The sequence below is a fragment of the Ruegeria sp. CDSB013 genome (assembly GCF_059611165.1).
Genome location: NZ_JBXWPA010000001.1, coordinates 255,766 through 275,654, shown reverse-complemented (window position 1 = coordinate 275,654; position 19,889 = coordinate 255,766). Strand labels below are relative to the sequence as shown.

Sequence of the window (19,889 nt, the reverse complement as noted above, 5' to 3'; positions counted from 1 at the left end):
GATCAGTTGCCGTCCTTCAAACCCATAAGCGCTGCTGCAAACGGGTTATCGGGATCGATCGCCTTTTCCTTCCGGGGTGGACGGGACGAGAAGGTCTTGCCACCTTGCGGTTTGCCACCCTTCTTGCCCTGCGGTTTGCCGCGACCATCCTGCGGTTTGCCGCGCGGTTTGCCTTTGCCCGGCCCCTGCCCTTGCCGCTGTTCACGACGCGGAGCACGGTTGGCCGGACGCTGGCGACCCCAGGTGAAAGTGTAGAACACTTCAACTTCGGTCTCATCTGAGGCGGGTTCGGCTGCTGGAGCCTCGGCTACCGCCTCGGTGCTTTCGGTGGCCTCGGCTGGCGCCTCGGCGGTCGCAACGACCTCTTCGGCTTCTGCCTCGGGCGCTGGGGTTTCTTCGGCGGCGGGTTGTTCCGTCACATTGGTCGCAGGCTTTTCGGCCTCGACCGGTGCAGCTTTCACCTTTTCACGCTCACCGCGCTCGGCCTTATAGCCCAGCCCTTGCATCAGATCCGCGAACTGCTCAAGCGTCATGCCGGTGATCGACAGCATATCGGGCTTGGCCTCGAAACCACCCCGGCTGTCTTCGGCACGCAGCATGTCTGCCAGACGTTCCAGCATGTCGATACGGATCGAACGCTCGCCGGCATCGCGGTAACCGCACATGGTATCGTAGCCCTCGGGCGCACCAATGGCGACCGGAACAGTGACCAGACCCGGAGGCGGCGCGTCAGGGAATTCCTGCAATCCACCAGCCAGCGCCCAAAGAACCAGACGCAGACGCGTAGGCGCGGGTTTCAGCAGAAGCGGCATGAATATTGTAAACTGACCAAACCGGATGCCGTGCTTGCGCAGGGCACCACGGGCGTCCTGATCCAGATCTTTGACCTCTTGCGCGACACCTGCGCGGGGCAGAACGCCCAGCCCTTCAACCATGCGGAAGGCGAACCCTTTGGCCAGACCTGACAGTTCTTCGTCGCGCGACAGGTTCAGAAGCGGCTCGAACAGGGCGGCAACCTTTCGGTCGATGAAATGTTGCAGACGGCGCTGCACTTTCTGTTCGACATCCGGGCCTGCGGCCTCATCCACAAAAACCTCGACCATCGGCTTGAGAGGCTCTGCCCCGGCAACCAACTTGCCAACAGCATACTCGCCCCACATCAGGCCACCCTGATCGGTAAAATCAATTTCGGTATCGGGCGCGTTGTAGAAGCGGTCTGCACGCAGATGGAATTGCGGTGCGAGTGCTTGCAGAGAGGCCGATTTGAGAGCTTTCGCCTCGGTTCCCTGTGCGCCTTTGTCCGGGGTAAACCGGAACCCTTCCAGACGACCGACGAATTCTCCTTCGACGGTCACTTCACCCTTGTCATTTACTTCGGCCAAAAGGGCCTCCTTCTGTTTGAGCCGGCGCAACAACACTGACGTGCGCCGGTCCACAAATCTCTGAGTCAAACGATCATGCAGAGCGTCCGACAGCCTGTCTTCTACAATGCGCGTTTCCGCGCGCCAATGTGATTCGTCACGCACCCATCCGTTTCGTTGCGCAACATATGTCCAGGTGCGAATATATGCCAACCTTTTGGACAGTGCATCAATATCCCCTTCTGTTTTGTCGATGCGGCGGATTTGCCGCGCCATGAACTCGTCAGGGATAGTGCCGCGTTCATGCAGGTGCCCGTAGATCACTTCGAGCAGGCTGGCGTGCTCTGCGTGGCTGATACCGCGAAAATCGGGGATTCGACACACATCCCACAGCAATCGGACGGACGGCCCATCGCTGGCGCGGGCGATGACCTCGGCCTCCTGAGAAAGCGATTTCAGAGCGTTCAGGTCGTCTGCGGGTCGGGCTTTGATCAGATGTTCGCTGTCCGGGCTGACTTCCAACGAGTCGATAAGGGCCTCAACCGAGCCAAACCGCAAAGCGGCATTTCGCCAATTCAGCTTTTTCATCGGCGTGAACCGGCTGTCCATGATCGCCTGCGCAACGCCGTCGTCCAGCGGAGGGGCCTCACCCGTCACGCCAAATGTACCATCAGACATCCCGCGCCCTGCCCGCCCTGCGATCTGGGCAAGTTCATTGGGGGCCAGATGGCGCATCCTGCGACCGTCGAATTTGGTCAGCGACGAAAACGCCACGTGGTTCACATCAAGATTCAAACCCATCCCAATGGCGTCAGTTGCAACGAGGTAGTCCACCTCACCGTTCTGATACAGCTCGACCTGCGCATTCCGTGTGCGCGGGCTGAGCGCGCCCATAACGACGGCGGCACCGCCCTTTTGGCGGCGCAGCAGCTCGGCAATGGCGTAGACGTTATCGATCGAAAACCCGACAATGGCACTACGTGCGGGCATGCGGCTTATCTTTTTCGAGCCGGAATAAACCAACTGAGACATTCGTTCACGGCGAATGAACTGCACTTCGGGCACCAGCGCCGCAATCGGTCCGCGCAGTGTGTCAGAGCCCAAAAATAGCGTCTCTTTCGTTCCGCGCGACCGCAGCAGACGGTCGGTGAAAACATGACCACGCTCGGGATCTGCACACAGCTGGATTTCGTCGATGGCTACGAAATCTGCGCCCATGCCTTCAGGCATCGCCTCAACAGTACAGACCCAATACTTAGCACGCGGCGGAACGATCCGCTCTTCACCCGTTACAAGGGCAACGACCGACGGTCCGCGGATCGCGACGATCTTGTCATAGACCTCGCGCGCCAGCAGACGCAGCGGCAGGCCGATCACACCTGTCCGATGCCCCAGCATCCGCTCAATAGCGTAATGGGTTTTGCCTGTGTTGGTCGGGCCCAGTACGGCCACGATTCGGGATGACCCGCTCACCTTTGCCCCCTGCCCCAGCTTGTTAGAGGGCCGAGCCCTCGACCCGGGGCTTCAGTCGATTCACGGCATTGGTTACTTCTTCATGGTGGGGATGTATAGCTAAAGCACGCTCATAAGCGTCCAGCGCTTTGTCGGGTCGATCGACGATCTCAAAAATCAGTCCCAATCCGTAGATAGCCTCGTAGTTGTTCGGGTTCAGCGTCAGGGCGTATTCCAGATCAGCCGCAGCCATACCGAAACGTTCGATCCCGAAAAAGGCCGATGCCCGCACGTGCCAGGCTTCGGCGAATTGCGGCGCGTGATCAGTCAGCGCAGTCAGATGCTGGATCGCGGCCAGCGAGTCGCCGTCCTCCAGCGCCTCGCGCCCGCGCTCAAGCAACAGATCCGCCGAGGCCGAGCCAGACTGTGCCCACAGCGCCTTGAGCTGACGATCTATGTTCATCGCCTGCTCGGGGGTTGCCTCGGACAGTTGCAGCAATAGTTGTTCCTCATCCTTGGAATCCGCCGTTTGGGCGAAAGAAGGGATGGAAAACGTGACTAGAAGCGCTGTTGCCGCGACGATACCTTTGAGATTGGTGCTTGCAATGCTCATAACAACGTTCAGTGTAGCGCTGCGCCCGCGGATGTCCATTCCCGGCGCACAAACATAGTGAGGAGAATCATGAGCGACACTCTGGAAAAAGCGGCAGCCGCATTGAACGAAAAACTGTCGGGCGGCGATTTTACCGCGTCGGCAAAATTTGCCATAGCAGATCTGGGCTCAATCGTTCTGGACGCAAGCGGCGCGCGCGTCAGTGACGAAGAAACAGACGTCACCATGAACGCCGATGCGGACACGTTCGAACAAATACTCAGCGGTGAGTTGAACCCCACCGGCGCGTTCATGTCAGGCAAGCTGACCGTGGATGGTGACATGGGCGTTGCCATGCAACTGGCATCGGCACTGGCCTGATGGACCTGTCGCCGGCCCCTTTCTTTGCAGACATGGCCGGCGTCCCCGCCGGTGGTCAGGCTCATTGGCTGAACACAGCGGACAACACACGCATTCGGGTGGGCCACTGGCTGCCCGAAAGCGATACCTGCGGCACGGTGATGATGTTTCCCGGCCGCACCGAATATATCGAAAAATACGGCAATTGCGCGGCCGAGTTTACGGATCGCGGCTTTGCGTTTCTGGCTGTCGACTGGCGCGGTCAGGGCCTGGCCGACCGGTTACTGGATGACCCGCGCGTCGGGCATGTCGAGCAGTTCACGGACTATCAACAGGACGTTCAGGCCACGCTGGACCTGGCAACCGAACTGAACCTGCCAAAGCCTTGGTTCGTGATCGGACATTCCATGGGCGGGGCTATTGGTATGCGCGCGGCTTTGGAAAAGAACTGCTTTGCCGCCTGTGCCTTTACCGGACCGATGTGGGGCATTTTCTTTACCCCGATCATGAAACCGCTCAGCCGTCTGACCGCCTATTGGGGACCACGGATAGGATTGGGGGAAAGAACCCCACCGACGACGTCCTTGGAAAGCTATGTGGCCTCCCAACCGTTCGAGGGGAATGTACTGACCCGCGATCCGGACATGTTCCAGATGATGAAGGACCAACTGGCTGCACAGCCCGAACTGGCGCTTGGTGCGCCTTCGACCATCTGGCTGCGCGAAGCCTTGGATGAATGCGCCTGGTTGATGGACCAGGCCGCTCCGGATACGCCATGCCTGACCTTTCTGGGCAGCCATGAACAGATTGTCGACCGCAAGGCTATCCGCGCCCGCATGGCGAACTGGCCCAGTGGTACTCTGGTCGAAATCCCAGATGGCGAACACGAAGTTCTGATGGAGGCGCCCGATGTGCGCGGGCCGGTCTTTGACCAATTGGCCGCTCATTTCAAAGCCACGCAAACTGACGCGGTGCCGGAACCGGTTCTGTCTTCCTAAGTCCGATCACGCACCGCTTGTGATCCCTGCTTCGCGCGCCTAGATGTTGGCGAAAGCTATTATCGAGGTGATCCATGCGCGACCTTCCCTTTCCTGTCCGAGACGCAAATGCTGCCGGAGGTGCCGGCAATCTGGGCAACCTGCCGGAATGGGATCTGACCGATCTCTACACCTCAGAGGACGCGCCCGAACTGTCCCGCGATCTGGACTGGTTGGAAAAGGAATGCGCCTCGTTTGCCGAAGACTACGAGGGTAAGCTGGCTGATCTGGATGCTGCGGGTCTGCTGACCTGCGTCGAGCGCAATGAGAAGATCAATTCAATCGCCGGGCGCATCATGTCGTTTGCCGGCCTGCGCTACTATCAGCTGACCACAGATGCCGAGCGTGCCAAGTTCCTGTCCGACATGCAGGAAAAGATCACCATCTTCACCACCCCGCTGGTGTTCTTCACGCTTGAGATCAACCGCATCGACGATGATGTCCTGAAGGCGAATTTCGATGTGAATGCCGATCTGGCGCGGTACGAGCCGGTCTTCCGCCGAATCCGCGCGATGAAACCCTACCAACTATCTGACGAGCTTGAGAAATTCCTGCACGACCTCGGCGTTGTTGGCGACGCGTGGGAGCGGTTGTTCGACGAGACCATTGCTGGCCTGACCTTCACAGTTGATGGCGAAGAGCTGAATATCGAAGGCACCCTGAACCTGCTGACGGAACAGGATCGCGCCAAACGCGAAGCCGCCTCGCGCGAGTTGGCCAATGTGTTTCAGGACAACATCAAGACCTTTGCCCGCGTCCACAACACGCAGGCCAAGGAAAAGGAAATTGTCGACCGCTGGCGCAACATGCCGACCGCTCAGACCGGTCGTCACCTGTCTAATGACGTGGAACCCGAAGTGGTCGAAGCCCTGCGCGAGGCGGTCGTGGCCGCCTACCCTAAGCTCAGCCATCGCTATTATGAGCTGAAACGCAAATGGCTGGGTCTGGATGTCATGCAGGTCTGGGATCGTAACGCTCCGCTGCCGATGGAAGACACCCGCATCGTTGATTGGGATGAAGCGGAAAAGACGGTGATGGATGCCTACAATGCCTTTGATCCTCGCATGGGTGAGATTGCAGCGCCCTTCTTCTCGAAAGGCTGGATCGACGCGGCCGTGAAGCCCGGTAAAGCTCCGGGCGCGTTTGCGCATCCGACCGTCACCGAGGTTCATCCATATGTGATGCTCAACTATCTGGGCAAACCGCGCGACGTGATGACACTGGCGCATGAGTTGGGGCACGGCGTCCACCAGGTTCTGGCGGCCGATCAGGGCGAGATGCTGTCTTCTACCCCACTGACGCTGGCTGAAACGGCGTCGGTCTTTGGTGAAATGCTGACTTTCCGCAAGATGTTGGACAAGGCCGAAACTCCGGAACAGCGCAAGGTGCTGCTGGCCGGCAAGGTCGAGGATATGATTAACACGGTCGTACGTCAGATCGCCTTTTACGACTTTGAATGCAAGCTGCATGCGGCCCGCCGCGAGGGTGAGCTGACCCCGGATGACATCAACGCTTTGTGGATGAGCGTACAGGCCGAAAGCCTTGGGCCCGCATTTGAATTCATGGATGGGTACGAGACCTTCTGGGCCTATATCCCGCACTTCGTCCATTCACCGTTCTACGTCTACGCTTATGCGTTCGGTGACGGTTTGGTGAACGCGCTATACTCGGTCTACGAAAGCGGTGCGGACGGGTTCGAAGACAAGTATTTCGAAATGTTGCGCGCTGGTGGGTCCAAACACCACAAGGAACTGCTGGCACCGTTCGGATTGGATGCAAGCGATCCCAAATTCTGGGACAAGGGTCTGTCGATGATTTCCGGCTTTATCGACGAGCTGGAAGCGATGGAAAACTAGTCACTTCTGGCTTTTGGTCGTCAGGAAAATGGCGACCACAATCAACACAGCCCCTAGGGCCGCGACCGGCGTGATTGCGGCCCCCAGAAACAGGGCTGAGTTGATGAACGTAAACACCACGGATGCGGCGAACATCAAGGTCGCAGTCAACGTCGAGACCCGCGCGGCGGCCTCGTACCAGAGGTAGTAGGCCAAAGCGGTCGGCAGCACCCCCAACAAAATCAGGAACACGGCATCGTTGGCTGTTGGTATTTGCAGTGAAAATGCGGCCAGCGGGACCAATAGCACACCCGAGCACAAGAATATCCCAAATAGGAAGTTCAGACGTTCTCCGGTCGTTTCAGAATTTCGCATCGCCCGGCTGCTTGAGATTAGGAAAACCGCCCAGCTTAGCCCTGCGCCAATTTCAAGCAAGTCCCCGAACAGGGGCTCTCCACCGCCTTGGAAATCCTGATAAACCGTTAGGAAGACGCCGAAAATCGCCAACCCCGTGGCAAGTATGTCTGTGCGCGTAACGGGCGTGTCCGCAAAGAAATACAAGAAGATCAGCACAAAGAATGGCGCCGTGTTCTCAAGAACCATGGCATTGGCTGCACCGGTATGTTCAAGCCCGATATGGAACAGGATGTAGTTGACCACGGTGGACAGAACGGCCAGCCGAAAATTCCAGTCATTCAACCGGATCGAAACAGCGACCCGCATCACGCGCAGCATGCAATAAATAGCGATAGCTGCGATGAACAGGCGCGTTACCGCAATTTGCAGCCCTCCCAGATCGCTGGTCAGGTAGCGGACTATGACGCTGTGCGTGCCCCACAGGAAAGCCGCAAGAAACCCAAGAACCAGCCCGTTTTGCAAGAGTGGCTGCTTCTCTTTGGTGTCGGGCATCCTTGTGCCCCGCCTACTTCAACTGACTGTCTTTAGAACCGCGCCGATTGATTCCGCCACGCGCCTGGAATGAGCTGTCCCGATCCTGTTGGCAATCCAGGCAAAGTTTAACACCGGGAATGGCGATCCGTCGCTTTTCTGGAATCGGCTCTTCACATTCGGCGCAATGGGTCAGGCTTTCCCCGACAGGCCGCTTTTGCGCCTGCATCCGGGCCAGTTCGTCCGTAATGGACGCTTCAATCTGTTCGCTCACCGCGCCATCACGCGCCCAACCGCCTGCCATGGTCTCCCTCCTGATCAGGTGACAGCCAGATTAGTCCAGCCGAGCGCTGCGTGGCAAGTCAGAGGGCGACCGCGCCCTCAAACACCCTGTCAATCATTGCCTGCGTTCCGCGCGAGAATTCCAACGGGCATGGGTAATCAGCCCCGTCGCGGACTGACTGGCAAAATGCCTCGACCTGAAGCTTGTAGTGATCGTCGCCGGGGAAGCGCGTGACCTGAACCTCCAATCCTGGGCGGTGCAGTTCCACCCGCGCCTCTCCAAAGACCCGCGCGTTGAACGGCGCGGTCAGGCGGATCACACCACCCTCGCCATGAAACACCATCTCTTGATGCGGGTGCATCCGGATCGAGACATAGCTGGAATAGGTGAAATCGGGGAATTGCGCGCGTATTTCGGTGAAGGCATCAATGCCGTCTTCCCAGCGGATTGCCGATTGCACCGATACCGGTTCCTGTCCGGTGGCGAAGCGGGCGCTGCCAATCACGTAGACACCGATATCGCGCAGCCCACCGCCGCCGGTTTCGGCCCGGTTTCGGATGTTGCCGGTGTCCGCCCGATTATCAAAGCTGAACGCCCCGGTCACATGCACAAGCTTTCCGATCGCCCCATCCGCGATCAGTTGTCGTACGAATTGCCACTGCGGGTGGTGCACGATCATGTACGCTTCGGCCGCCAGCAAACCGGTCTGATCCCTCTTTTCGATCAGCGCATCAAACTCGGGCGCGGACATGGCCATGGGCTTTTCACACAGAACATGCTTACCGGCGTCCAACGCCTTGAGGCTCCATTCGACATGCAGGTGGTTGGGCAGCGGGATATAGACCGCGTCGATCTTGGGATCGGCCAAAAGGGCATCATAGCTGCCATAAACCGTCAGATCAGGGCAGTACTGCTGGAACGGCTCAGCCTTGGCTGCGTCCGACGTGGCAAGACCTGCCAACCGGGCCCCGTCCGCCGCGTGAATTGCCGGCGCCATGAACTGTCGTGCGAATTTCGCGGCGCCAAGAACGCCCCATTGAACAGGTTGCTGCATACCCCCGCCTCATCCTTTGTTAGCTTGTGCCGTCTCTATCAGGGAATCGCTTTAAAGTCAGGGGTTTCGTGGTGTTTTCCGCCCATTAACGCACGCAAACATGAGAATTTCTTGATCCGCTTCATTGTCTGCGCCGTAGCAACTATGTCACCGGGTAGTCGGCATTGTCCGCTCACAGCACCCGGGATTGATGTTGTGACCAACTGGGTGGGAGATTGCCAGACATGCCAACACCGACAGAGACAATTACCGGAACCGTGTTGATGAGCGGAGCCGTCGGCTCGTTCGATGACAACAACGGAGATTTTGACATCCTGCGCGAGGCCGTTGTTGCCGCTGGCCTTGCTGGTGCACTGGATGACCCCGAGGCCAGCCTTACGGTATTCGCCCCAACCGACGCCGCCTTTATCGGACTTGCCCAGGCTCTGGGCTATGCGGGTTCGGACGAAGCAGGCGCGTTGGGGCACATCGTCAAGGCGCTGACCCTGTTGGGCGGAGGGGATCCCATCCCCCTGCTGACAGAGGTGCTGAAATACCACGTGGTCAACGGGGAATTCGACCTGGCTGCGGTCGCCGGCTTGGGCGACGGCGCACAGATCGAAACGTTGCAGGGTTCGTCGGTTGAATTGAACCTTCAAAGCGCCCCACCAAGTCTGGGCGATGCGGATGACGGCATCGCCGATCCGGGTATCATCCAAACCGATATTGATGCCACAAACGGGATAATTCACGCCCTAAACGGTGTCCTTCTGCCCGTATCGGTGACGGACATTCTGGGTCAGAAAAACACCGATTTCATCCTCGGAGACGACTCGGACGACTTCTACTTTACCGGGCGTGGTCAGGACTTTGTTCATGGTGGTGGCGGGAACGATGTCATCAATACCGGCAGAGGAAACGACGTCGCGTTGGGCGGCGCTGGAAACGATGTGATCATTGGCGGTCGCGGCAAAGACATTCTGCGTGGTGACGAAGGCGAAGATACGATATTCGGCGGCAGAGGGGCCGATGTGATCGATGGTGGAGCCGACGATGACATCCTGTTCGGTGGGCGTGGAAAAGACATGTTTGTCATTGAAAACGGAGACGGCGATGACTGGATCGTCGACTTCCGGGTCGGAAAGGACAAAATTGACTTGTCCGGCTACGAAGGCATCGCCGGGTTCGAGGATATCGAGGATGATATCTCGGGTGGTTTCTTCCAGACCACGATCGATCTAGGTGACGGGGACAGTATTGTCCTGGCGGGCGTTGGGGCCGGACATCTGACCGAAGACAGCTTTATCTTCGTCTAAAGAAAATCAGCCCGCCGTTATGGCGGGCTGAACCAATTGGGTCAGACAGTACCCAGCATGCCCTTTTCACGGGCCAGTTCGCGCATCTTTTTCTGCAGCTTCTCGAAGGCACGAACCTCGATCTGACGAATGCGCTCGCGGCTGACATTGTACTGCGTGCTGAGCTCTTCCAGCGTGACGGGCTGATCCATCAGACGGCGCTGAGTCAGGATGTCCTTTTCCCGGTCATTCAGGACATCCAGCGCAGCCGCCAGAAGCTCGCGGCGGGCATCAAGCTCGTCGCGGGCTTCATAGTCGCCCGCCTGGTCGGCATCTTCGTCCTCAAGCCAGTCCTGCCATTGCATGGTGCCTTCGCCCTCGGACCCAACGGTCGCGTTCAGCGAGGCATCACCACCAGACATCCGGCGGTTCATGCTGATGACTTCAGCTTCGGTCACGCCCAGATCTTCGGCGATCTTTTTGACGTTCTCAGGACGCAGGTCGCCTTCTTCCAGCGCACCAATACGGGCTTTGGCCTTGCGCAGGTTAAAGAACAGCTTTTTCTGTGCCGACGTGGTGCCCAGCTTGACCATCGACCACGACCGAAGAACGTATTCCTGGATCGAGGCACGAATCCACCACATCGCATAGGTCGCCAGACGGAAACCTTTTTCCGGATCAAACTTTTTGACCGCCTGCATCAGGCCCACATTGGCCTCGGAAATCACTTCGGCCTGTGGCAGGCCATAGCCGCGATAACCCATAGCGATCTTGGCCGCCAATCGCAGGTGTGACGTGACCATTTTATGTGCAGCTTCAGTGTCTTGCTCTTCGACCCAACGCTTGGCGAGCATGTACTCTTCTTCCGGCTCAAGCAGCGGAAATTTGCGAATTTCCTGCATATAGCGGTTCAGGCCGCCCTCGGGCGTCGGCGCGGGGAGATTTGCGTAATTTGCCATGATTCATGTCCCTCCGACAAATGTTTACTTCGTTAACATGGGATATGGGAATAAGCCCCAATCCATTCAAGAGGTACCGTTAACAGTTTGAAATTAACGATTGATAAAGGAAAGCTAAGAACGCGTTACTCACGTATGTTTGCGTATTATGTCAGCGGCGCGCGCAATTGTTCAATCAGAATTTCCATATCTTTTGGCAAATCGGCCTCAAACCGAAGGTTTTCGCCTGTCACAGGGTGCTCAAAGCCTAAAACTGCGGCATGTAGCGCCTGTCGCGCAAAACTGCGCACAGCCTCGGCAGCGGCCGGATTGAAGGCTTTCGCCGCAAGCTTGCGTTTACCCCCATACACTGGATCGCCAACCAGCCCATGCCCGGCATGGGCCATATGGACACGGATCTGGTGCGTCCGGCCGGTTTCCAACCAACATTCAATCAGCGCGATGCCTGCCGGGTTGCCAAATGTCTCGACCAACCGCGCCCGAGTGACCGCATGCCGACCACCGTGGAAAAGAACCGCTTGTTTCTGCCTGTCGTTTTTGTGCCGCGCCAATTGCGTGGTCAGCCGCATGATATTACCCGGTTCAAAGCTGACACCCTTGATGCCGCGCAAACGTGGGTCATTCGCATCCGGCACGCCGTAGCAAATCGCGCGGTAATAGCGTTCGACGCTATGCGCCTCGAACTGCGCCGCCAGCCCGTGATGGGCCGCGTCTGACTTGGCGACCACCAGCAAGCCGCTGGTCTCTTTATCGATGCGATGCACGATGCCGGGGCGTTTGACGCCCCCAACGCCCGACAGATCCTTACCGCAATGATGCAGCAAGGCATTGACCAGTGTTCCGTTGGGCGAGCCCGGCGCAGGGTGAACGACCATGCCTGCCGGTTTGTTGATGACGACCAGGTCCGTGTCCTCATAGACGACGTTCAGTGGGATATCTTCGGGACCTATGTGGCTTTCTTCGGCTTCGGCGATGGAGATCGACACCGAGGCGCCTTCGGTCACCTTGGCCTTTGGGTCCCGGATTTCGACACCGTCGATTGTCACCTCACCGTTCTCGATCAGACGGGTCAAACGGGTACGCGACAGGTTTTCATCCGCTGGTACATCCCGTGAAAGCGCCTTATCAAGACGTGGCGGCGGATCGGCCGCGATCTGAAACTCAATCTGGCGGGTGCCCATGACTGTCCCTTCCGAACCCCAAGAACCGCAGGAAACACCACAGCTTCGCTTGCTGCGGCGCATGGTCATGCTGCTGACCGCGGTGATGATTGGCGGGGTTCTAGTGACATTCGCACTGATTGTCATCCGACTATCGGACAGAACCCCTACCCTGCCCGATCAAATTGAACTGCCGGATGGTGCCAAAGCACAGGCCGTAACGATCGGCAGCAACTGGTACGCGGTCGTGACCGATGACAACCGCATCCTGATTTTTGACAAGACGACCGGAAAACAGCGCCAGGAAATCGTCGTGCAGGAATAGCGATCAGCTGTCCAAGGCCATCCGGAACACGATCTCAGAAGCTTTACGCAAAGCTTCATACTCTTCGGGCGTATCCCGACGGAACGTCTTGTCCTCATCGCTTAGCTTTGTCGGGGTGAACAGTTCGGGCCGGTCGGGAAAGAACTCTTGCTGAAAGGCGGTATCCTGCTTGGCCAGGAATTCGTCCAGCCAAGCGCGCTCATCGGGTTCCAGAACATCATTCCGGCGCACCATGACAGGATCATCGACAAAAATTCGGCGTAACTGGCGACTTTTCTTACGCCCCATTGCACGGGAGATGACACCAAAAGCTTCGCTCGCCGCGCGGGATTGCGACGGGTTAGACACGGCTCCTGCTGAAACCTCCTCGGCCAATGGCGTACCGATCCGCGACAGGAAATCATCAACGACGTTGCCCCGCACCATGCCCGAGCGTTCATACAAAAGCGGAGCAACGGTGACGCCGGGAAAGGCGGTCCGGATTTCGGCGATTTTGGCAGAAAAGCTCAACCGTTCCGGGTGGTTGCGGATAAGATCAAGTTGCTGGCGGATGTATTCAGTGCCGCCGTTGGACAACCGCCCTGCCTTGGCCCGCTGTTTGTAATCCGCCTCGAAGAAATCGGAATACCGGCGGCAATAGTAGGTGATCGTCAATGCACGCGAGGGGATATCAGCAAAAACCTCGGCCAGCCGGTTCAGATTGCAGGAATAGAACATCTCGGACGAAACAACACAGGTCTGATCCGCATGCACATCGTACTCAGTGGTCATAGCAGACCGAAACGGATCCATCGGATCAGCGCTCTGGTTGATGTGAAAGGCGACGATGTTGTGACTTATCGCCAGACGTGTGCCGCCATCCAGCCGGCGCCGGCCGGTTTCCATATAATGCAGGCCGATCTCGTTCATGACCAAATGTTTCCGGCGCAGAAATCCCTGCAAGGCGGTCGTGCCAGTTTTGGGCATTCCCATGTGCAGCCAAAGCATTACCTAGCTCCTGTCCCCGAACTGTGCTGCGTCATGCCTGCTGGCTGGCCGTGAAACCTGCGGTCATCTGCTGCATGAGGTCCTGCATCTCTGGCAGGTCGCGCAATTGTCCGATCTGCTGGCGGTGCAGATCGCAGGACGCATGGTGCAAGCGCGCAACCTCTGGGTCAGAGAGCATTTCGTAATAAAAACCACGCTTGCGATCCAAAACCACATCGATCGAGGTATTCGTCTCGGCGTTCTGGTTCATCATGTTCCAGTATTCCAGGCCAAGGCTTTCCCCCAGATGGTGGGCACGACCGCGCATCTTTTTGACCAGATAGCTTTCGCAGGATTTCAGCGCATAGTGATTAACCTGCACGAACTCATAGCCGACCGAGTCACGGGCGGATCGCCAGCTTCTGTCATAGTATCGTTCAGGCATCAACTGACCCGACCCGTTGTACCAATGGCACTCTTCAATGGTTTCGACTGTCGGCTTTTTAGGACGATGAACGCCCAAGCCATCCCAGATCTCACGCTTGAAAATTGTTTTGAAACCCCATGCCTGCGGTGGCCGATATATCTTTTCCGGAGCGGCCTGCCGGAACTGGTCTGACAAAAAGCGGTCTTCGTACCGTACGACACCTGCATTCCCAAACAATCGCCAGGTCATTGAGATCGTTTTGGCATCCGGGATGGCATCGGTCAAAGCCCGCAGCGTATTATCCCCGGTTTTGACGTTGATATGTTCATCTGCGTCGATCACCACGACCCAATCCTGTGGTCGCGCGATCTCCATCTTAAGAAACGTATTATAGGCGCGCTTTTGTGGGCTGGTCTTGCGGCGCGAGTTGTTGTCCGCATGGATCAGAACACCCATGTCATGCAACCGTTGCAGCAGGGCATCGGTACCGTCGGTGCAGTCATTGGTCATCACGACCATCTGGTCGATCCCGATTGCACGATTATGGGCCACCCACTCCAACACAAACGGTCCTTCGTTCTTCATCGGAGTGATACTGATATATCGAGGGTCCTGATCGGCCATGTGAGACTGCCTTATTCGTTGTTTTTGCCCGGAACTCATCGGGATCATTCGAAATTTGTCCGCAAATTACGTTGGATTGGCAGAACTACCAAGGGGAAATCCGCGCAATTTACCCGCCCGCCCGTTTTAGTTGGTTTGAAAACCGCTTGAGCTTGGGGCAAAGTTCATGTGCCCGGGACAGGTATTTCCGCGCCTTGGCTTTTTCTCCACGTTTTAGCAGCAACTGACCGGCTGCGCCCTGAATTGCGGCAGTATTGTCATCTAATTCGGCAGCCTGAACAATCTGGTTTTGTCCCTGTTCAACCGCGTCTGTCCTTTCAAGGAATTGACCCATGGCAAAAATCAGAAACGGATTATCCGGGTCGCATGCAAGAGCATCCGCCATAGCCAAACGACCCTGCACATAATCTCCGTCCGCCTCGTAGAGGTCAGCAAGACGCTTGTGAAACAAAGGTTGTTCAGGCACGAGTTTAACGACTCGTCGGGCAATATCCACCACGTCATGCGTGGGTTTTTCACTCAGAAGCCACTGGAGCATAGACTGCGTGCTTTGAAAACCCGGTGAGTTTGTCGACAGCCTGACATCTTCGGGCAAAAGCGTCGCATTGTGTAGACCATCCATCAACATCGAAATACGGGTGGCATTTGTCGCAAAGCGTTTGGCCTTTTGGTCCAGCGACAACACACTCCAATCCAGCAGGAGCAAATCAAAATTGCAGGGCAGCCGAACCAACACTTTCCGCTGCGCGATATGCGAATTGTAATTAAACCAGGGGCGCCGAACGCTTTTCAGCGTTACCCAATCCAGCGGTGGCATCGCCCGGTGAGATATCTGGTCACGGTAGACCAATCTGGAACCAAACACGATGACATCCGGCCGCATCGGTTTCGCCCAAAACGCCCGACCGAAGGTTTGCGCCGCCATCCAGCGTTTTCGTAGCCCACCCAAAATGGATGCCCGCAATGCAGTTGCGACAGCATGATCTTCCGGCCACAAATGGGGGCTGGACAAGGCTTGGTCTGCAAGTTCGAGCGCTGCCGGCCACTGCTTGAGATAGAAGTAGTTGATGGCCTGAAGCAAAGGTAAAAAGGCGTTGTCAGCACCAGCTTTAATCAAAGGTGCCGCCAGCTCTTTTGCTTCTTCGGCACGATCCCCTGAACCCAATCCATGAAGGACAAAGGACGCCTTCCCAAAAATGTGGGCGGCTTCAGACAGATTCAGAAACTCTTCCGGCCCGTCGCGAAGCCGTTCAATCATTTTCTCATTTGAGGCCGCCAGCTCCTCCTCGGTCAAAACCTCACGGAAAACTTTGCGTTGTTGTCCTGATATCCGTGCGGCGGCCATCGAGAACGCTGAAATAAACGGTGCGATTACCTGCTCCGCGCGCGACATCGTGTAGAGTTCCAGAAAATCCCGTTTTGCGCGTGTCATTCCTGACATATCTGCAACGTCAGACATTTGCATCAACTTTGGGAACTTTGACTGAAACCGGGCAATTAGTTCCGGCTGATCTGAGAACATGATGGCCGTTTTGTCGGCGTTCTTCTCCAGATGCGCTTCATACAATTCTTCGGGTTCAATCTTTGCAGGCCATGTCGTGTGCTTCCACGGCAACCCGTTCAGGATATCGCCGCGGCGGATGTGATAGGCCGATACACCCTGACCTGACAGCTTGGCATCCGCACAATCCATGACTTCGCGTATTTCTTCGGTGAACCCGACCCGGTGAATGAAGTCACGATATCGCGGGCGGATGGCCTCGACGTCTTCCCAAGGAAAGGCCAGCACCTCGAAACCTTCCTCTACCAGCACCGACCGTCCGGCGTTGAGATGCGCAATCAGGCGGTCGGGCGAGGTGTCGCTTTGGAAGGACCAGATCGGCAAGGCATTCTGCGAAAGAGCTCCGAACTCCTTAGGAGTAAGGAAATGTTCATCCATCCAGTCCTGCGCGAACAACTCTTGTGGGTGGTCAAGCTCGGGCGCGTCCGCGCCCTGCGGGAACCAATTCACCCGGTAGGTCGTGCCGAAATCTTCGGCCAGCCGGATGCAAGTCAGCATCATCAGCAACCGCGCGCCCATGCGGTCCTTGCGCTGACCGACAAACACACCTTTGGCGGCGCTCACGAGGCGTCCCTTTCCTTCTCGGCCATGGCCTGCCGGCGCAGTCGGCGGAACCGCTGCCGGGCTTTTGCCGCCAAGTCAGGGTGCCGCTCGGCGCCGATGGCCTCAATCCCCCGAATATACATAGGCAGGCGACGTCGGGCGCGCATCATCTTGTAATACCCGACCGTGTCCAGTGAGCCGTCCATCGCCCCCAGCATCACGGGCTTGAGGATATCAAGCTTGCGCAACATGGGCGCCGCAAAATGGTTTGAAAACCAGGTCTTGAGCAACATCACGTTGTCGCCCCGCAGACGCTGAACTTGCTGCCGGTCCAGATCAAAGAAAGGGTCGTAAAAGACGTAAGCCTTACCAGCCGACTGAACAGTTTGGGCCGCATCGCTCATCGGCAGGTCCCAGTCCTGCACGCGGCCGAACCGATAGCGGGTTTCCCAAGGCACCAGCCGTTCATCCAGCGTTGTCTGAGGGTTGAACGCGATCACATGCGCACCGGGCACATGCGCTGAAAAGGTCAAAGCCCCAAAGCCGCCCATAGACGCGCCTGCGAAAACCACCTGATCGAACCGGTCAAAGAACCCCTCGGCGACCTTGTTTTCAAAATAGGAAATGATCTCGGGGTCGCGATACCATGCCTTGGTGCGCGCGAAGACGCCCATGTGGGACCACCCTTCGTCCCGAAAGAATTTCCAGCCCCACGGCTCGCGCGCGAAGGACAGGTCATTGGCGTTGGCGATATTGTCGAAGCTGACTACCAGACGCTTTGGGTAGCGCTGATGGAACAGGATCGAGTGGCGTTCCAGCTTTTGAAAGAAGCCAGTGCCGTCGCCGCCGGGGTACAGCTCGACAAACCAAGGCGGAGCGGGATCTGTCAGGATACGCTCATACCCTGTCTTGCGATCAGGGTGTTCCGGTTTCAGCTGCTCTTTCGATAGGTCTTCGGCCATAATGATCAGATCAGGTTATCGGCGAGCCAGACGCGAAACTCAACCCATTCCGGGCGCATCTTGATTTCGGACACTTTAGCGCGGTGCCAGTCGCAAGCCTGCGCGTGCAATTCATTCAACTCTTCATCCGCCTTCAGTTCGGCCAGCAGAGGTGCGGCGCGGCGTGCGGCGGGCAAGATGGATTGGTCGGACTCTTTGTTGGCATTCATGTCCTGCCAATAAGCTTGCCCCTGATCTACTTTGATGTGGTTTGTTCGACCCCGGTCGCGCTTGACAAGAAACCCATCCATGGACCGCACTGAATAGTGGTGGATACGTCCCAGGGAATGGTCGAACCCACGCCAGGCCCGCCAACCGACCTTATCGGCTGGAAACAGCTTTCCGCCAGCATCAGACCATGCGATGTCGGGCGCTACCTCCTCGTCAAAGCCCTTTGGGCGATGCGGACCAAATCGGGTGAACTTGCCATTATTTCGGAACAGCGTCTTCAGCCCAAAAGCGCGGCTTGAATGATAGGGGAACTCTTGATCCCCCATCGAGAATACCTCTGTCACCGGTCTGTCTTCGAAGCTGATGTTTCCAGAACTTCCGAACAACTTCCACGCAAGAGATATCGCATCGACCGGTTGACCTGCCTTTTGTTCGACCTCGGAAATCAGGTCATGAAATCCGTTGTCGCCGCAGCGGATATTCCAGAATTCATCTACATCCAGACATAACAGCCAATCGGCCTCCTTGACCTTGGGCTGACGGCGCGCGCGGCGCAGCATCTGGTGCTGGGGATTGCCCCCTTCTTTCACTTCATTGCTGACATGAGTGGCCAAGCCAAGCTCTTGCAATCTTGCAGCAATCTTGTCCGTTCCGTCATCACAGTCGTTGGTGAAAATCACAAAATGATCAATGCCGAGTGTTTTGTGGAACGCGACCCATTCCAGCATATACGGGCCTTCGTTCTTCATCGTTGTGAACACGGTGATGGACTGAGACATATTACCCTTCCCAAATAGTCTTGCCCCACTCATACACATCCCGATCCACGTGGGCGAGATAGGAAATTGCGGTGCGGGCATTCCGACGCGAACTGGTGCATCTCTAAACGGCAGATGCACTGATAAATCGCTAATTTCAGCTGGATAATGGTGCGGTCGAGAAGCATCTGGCGATTTCGAACTAGCTTCTCAGACCCAATATTTTTATGAGCAAAACGCCCTTCTTTAGCCATCAGGTTTCCCCAAATGTGTGCTGTGTAAGGAGGTATTGTGTGTTGTGGAGGCTGTCAATCGGCTCCGGTTTTTTCGTCCAGATAGTTATGGCACACGCTTTGCGCATGCAGAGGGTTTTCTGCTTCACACCGTGCCGCTGCCTCCGCATGGCGAAGTTCCTACTCTTTATCAATTCGAACTAATTCGGCAGTATACCGTTCCGGACCGATATCCGCCATTTCGGAAATCCAGAGTTCTTGGTCCTTGTCTTTTAGCGAGGGAAGGTATGCCTCTGGGTTGTCTTGTTTAAGTAACGCTGGTTCAACTTCCTCTTGTTTGTTTACCATGCTAAGTGACCTGAACGTGGCTGGCATCCCCTCGAAGGACAATACAGCGAAGCTAAAACCTCTATGGCCCAGCTTGAGCTTAGGCAGCGGCTTGATCAGCGCAAACCCCGGCACAAGCAACAGAAATAAGCCCGTGACGAAACCTAACTCAGGCGATACGACAGCCAAAAATACTGACCCGATTAACAGGGCAATTACTATACCAATGCCGCTTACTAATTCCATATTTTTCAATACCTTAACTGCTGCACTCAAAACTGAACCCTCATACAAAACTGTGCCAAGAAGTTGGAGAGTTCGAAAATTCCGCAGAACTCTTGGGATTATTTGAGAACCTGTGGGGGCCCCAAATATTGGTAATGGTCACGCGGCAAACCGAAGGACCAAATTGGAGGAATTGCCGTCAGCGGCCTAACCCACTTCGCTTGGGTTTACAGAGCAAGGCGCAGAAACAAATGAGCGCATCTTGGGTGTGAAGCCATAGAAAGATAAGAGTTTACTATTCAGGGAATGAAAGAAAGGCGGGGATACCAGATCTCGCATCAAGTCGGACCCCGAGAAAAGGCTGACGGGTTCTTTCTCCGAATTGTTGCCGCCGGATGGGCGCTAGGATCGAACAAAGTAGGGCAAATGCACACAGTTTGACCGCCCTATGAATGAGCGCGTAGCTTTACTTC

18 protein-coding genes are annotated in these 19,889 nt (G+C 56.7%); 5 read left to right on the top strand and 13 right to left on the bottom strand.

Annotated elements, in window-relative coordinates:
- Positions 1–2: 2 nt before the first annotated feature.
- Entirely contained in the window at positions 3–2,834 is a 2,832-nt protein-coding gene (locus AC2FJF_RS01415; protein ID WP_496722275.1) for a helicase-related protein, read from the bottom strand.
- Positions 2,835–2,856: 22 nt separating this feature from the next.
- Positions 2,857–3,426, bottom strand: coding sequence for a tetratricopeptide repeat protein (locus tag AC2FJF_RS01410; protein WP_233494683.1), 570 nt, complete (start codon positions 3,424–3,426; stop codon positions 2,857–2,859).
- A 69-nt stretch (positions 3,427–3,495) separates the two neighbouring features.
- On the opposite strand from AC2FJF_RS01410, the gene AC2FJF_RS01405 reads away from it, so the two are divergent.
- The 3 genes from AC2FJF_RS01405 (at position 3,496) to AC2FJF_RS01395 (ending at position 6,658) form a co-directional block, all read left to right on the top strand.
- Positions 3,496–3,786 carry an SCP2 sterol-binding domain-containing protein gene (locus AC2FJF_RS01405; RefSeq protein WP_058273875.1) on the top strand — a complete coding sequence of 97 codons (291 nt, stop codon included), beginning with the start codon at positions 3,496–3,498 and terminating at the stop codon, positions 3,784–3,786.
- Positions 3,786–4,763 (top strand): alpha/beta fold hydrolase, encoded by a 978-nt coding sequence (locus AC2FJF_RS01400; RefSeq protein WP_496722273.1) that lies wholly within the window; start codon positions 3,786–3,788, stop codon positions 4,761–4,763. Before AC2FJF_RS01405 ends, AC2FJF_RS01400 begins: the two co-directional genes overlap by 1 nt.
- Positions 4,764–4,837: 74 nt before the next feature.
- A complete protein-coding gene (locus AC2FJF_RS01395; protein ID WP_496722271.1) occupies positions 4,838–6,658 on the top strand; it encodes a M3 family oligoendopeptidase in 1,821 nt (606 codons plus the stop codon).
- Here the strand turns inward: AC2FJF_RS01395 and AC2FJF_RS01390 are convergent, their stop codons facing one another.
- The 3 genes from AC2FJF_RS01390 to AC2FJF_RS01380 are packed head-to-tail and all read right to left on the bottom strand — an operon-like array spanning position 6,659 to position 8,862.
- Entirely contained in the window at positions 6,659–7,546 is an 888-nt protein-coding gene (locus AC2FJF_RS01390) for a DMT family transporter (protein ID WP_496722269.1), read from the bottom strand.
- A gap of 13 nt (positions 7,547–7,559) precedes the next feature.
- On the bottom strand, positions 7,560–7,829 hold the full coding sequence (locus tag AC2FJF_RS01385; protein ID WP_472723549.1) for a DksA/TraR family C4-type zinc finger protein: 270 nt from the start codon (positions 7,827–7,829) through the stop codon (positions 7,560–7,562).
- A gap of 58 nt (positions 7,830–7,887) precedes the next feature.
- Positions 7,888–8,862 (bottom strand): Gfo/Idh/MocA family protein, encoded by a 975-nt coding sequence (locus AC2FJF_RS01380; RefSeq protein WP_496722267.1) that lies wholly within the window; start codon positions 8,860–8,862, stop codon positions 7,888–7,890.
- Positions 8,863–9,086: 224 nt separating this feature from the next.
- On the opposite strand from AC2FJF_RS01380, the gene AC2FJF_RS01375 reads away from it, so the two are divergent.
- Complete coding sequence (locus tag AC2FJF_RS01375) at positions 9,087–10,157, top strand: fasciclin domain-containing protein (protein WP_496722265.1); 1,071 nt, start codon at positions 9,087–9,089, stop codon at positions 10,155–10,157.
- 41 nt (positions 10,158–10,198) lie between these two features.
- Here AC2FJF_RS01375 and rpoH read toward each other — a convergent pair whose 3' ends face one another.
- Positions 10,199–11,095 (bottom strand): RNA polymerase sigma factor RpoH, encoded by an 897-nt coding sequence (rpoH, locus tag AC2FJF_RS01370; RefSeq protein ID WP_496722263.1) that lies wholly within the window; start codon positions 11,093–11,095, stop codon positions 10,199–10,201.
- Positions 11,096–11,241: 146 nt separating this feature from the next.
- Positions 11,242–12,276, bottom strand: a complete 1,035-nt coding sequence (locus AC2FJF_RS01365; RefSeq protein ID WP_496722260.1) for an RluA family pseudouridine synthase — start codon at positions 12,274–12,276, stop codon at positions 11,242–11,244.
- Between AC2FJF_RS01365 and AC2FJF_RS01360 the strand changes: the two genes are divergently transcribed.
- A complete protein-coding gene (locus AC2FJF_RS01360; RefSeq protein WP_496722258.1) occupies positions 12,275–12,580 on the top strand; it encodes a DUF6476 family protein in 306 nt (101 codons plus the stop codon). The two genes, AC2FJF_RS01365 and AC2FJF_RS01360, sit on opposite strands and share 2 nt — an antisense overlap.
- Positions 12,581–12,583: 3 nt before the next feature.
- Here the strand turns inward: AC2FJF_RS01360 and AC2FJF_RS01355 are convergent, their stop codons facing one another.
- The 6 genes from AC2FJF_RS01355 to AC2FJF_RS01330 all read right to left on the bottom strand — a co-directional run bounded on the left by AC2FJF_RS01355 (position 12,584) and on the right by AC2FJF_RS01330 (position 19,467).
- Positions 12,584–13,567: a hypothetical protein gene (locus AC2FJF_RS01355; protein WP_496722255.1), complete on the bottom strand. Its 984-nt coding sequence runs from the start codon at positions 13,565–13,567 to the stop codon at positions 12,584–12,586.
- Positions 13,568–13,598: 31 nt separating this feature from the next.
- Entirely contained in the window at positions 13,599–14,597 is a 999-nt protein-coding gene (locus tag AC2FJF_RS01350) for a glycosyltransferase family 2 protein (protein WP_496722253.1), read from the bottom strand.
- Between the two features lie 109 nt (positions 14,598–14,706).
- Complete coding sequence (locus tag AC2FJF_RS01345) at positions 14,707–16,722, bottom strand: hypothetical protein (RefSeq protein WP_496722251.1); 2,016 nt, start codon at positions 16,720–16,722, stop codon at positions 14,707–14,709.
- Positions 16,719–17,663, bottom strand: coding sequence for a hypothetical protein (locus tag AC2FJF_RS01340; protein ID WP_496722249.1), 945 nt, complete (start codon positions 17,661–17,663; stop codon positions 16,719–16,721). Before AC2FJF_RS01340 ends, AC2FJF_RS01345 begins: the two co-directional genes overlap by 4 nt.
- 5 nt (positions 17,664–17,668) lie before the next feature.
- The gene (locus AC2FJF_RS01335; RefSeq protein WP_496722247.1) at positions 17,669–18,652 is read right to left on the bottom strand and encodes a glycosyltransferase family 2 protein; all 984 of its coding nucleotides are present in this window, start codon (positions 18,650–18,652) and stop codon (positions 17,669–17,671) included.
- 392 nt (positions 18,653–19,044) lie between these two features.
- Positions 19,045–19,467, bottom strand: a complete 423-nt coding sequence (locus tag AC2FJF_RS01330; protein ID WP_496722245.1) for a hypothetical protein — start codon at positions 19,465–19,467, stop codon at positions 19,045–19,047.
- Between the last annotated feature and the right edge of the window lie 422 nt (positions 19,468–19,889).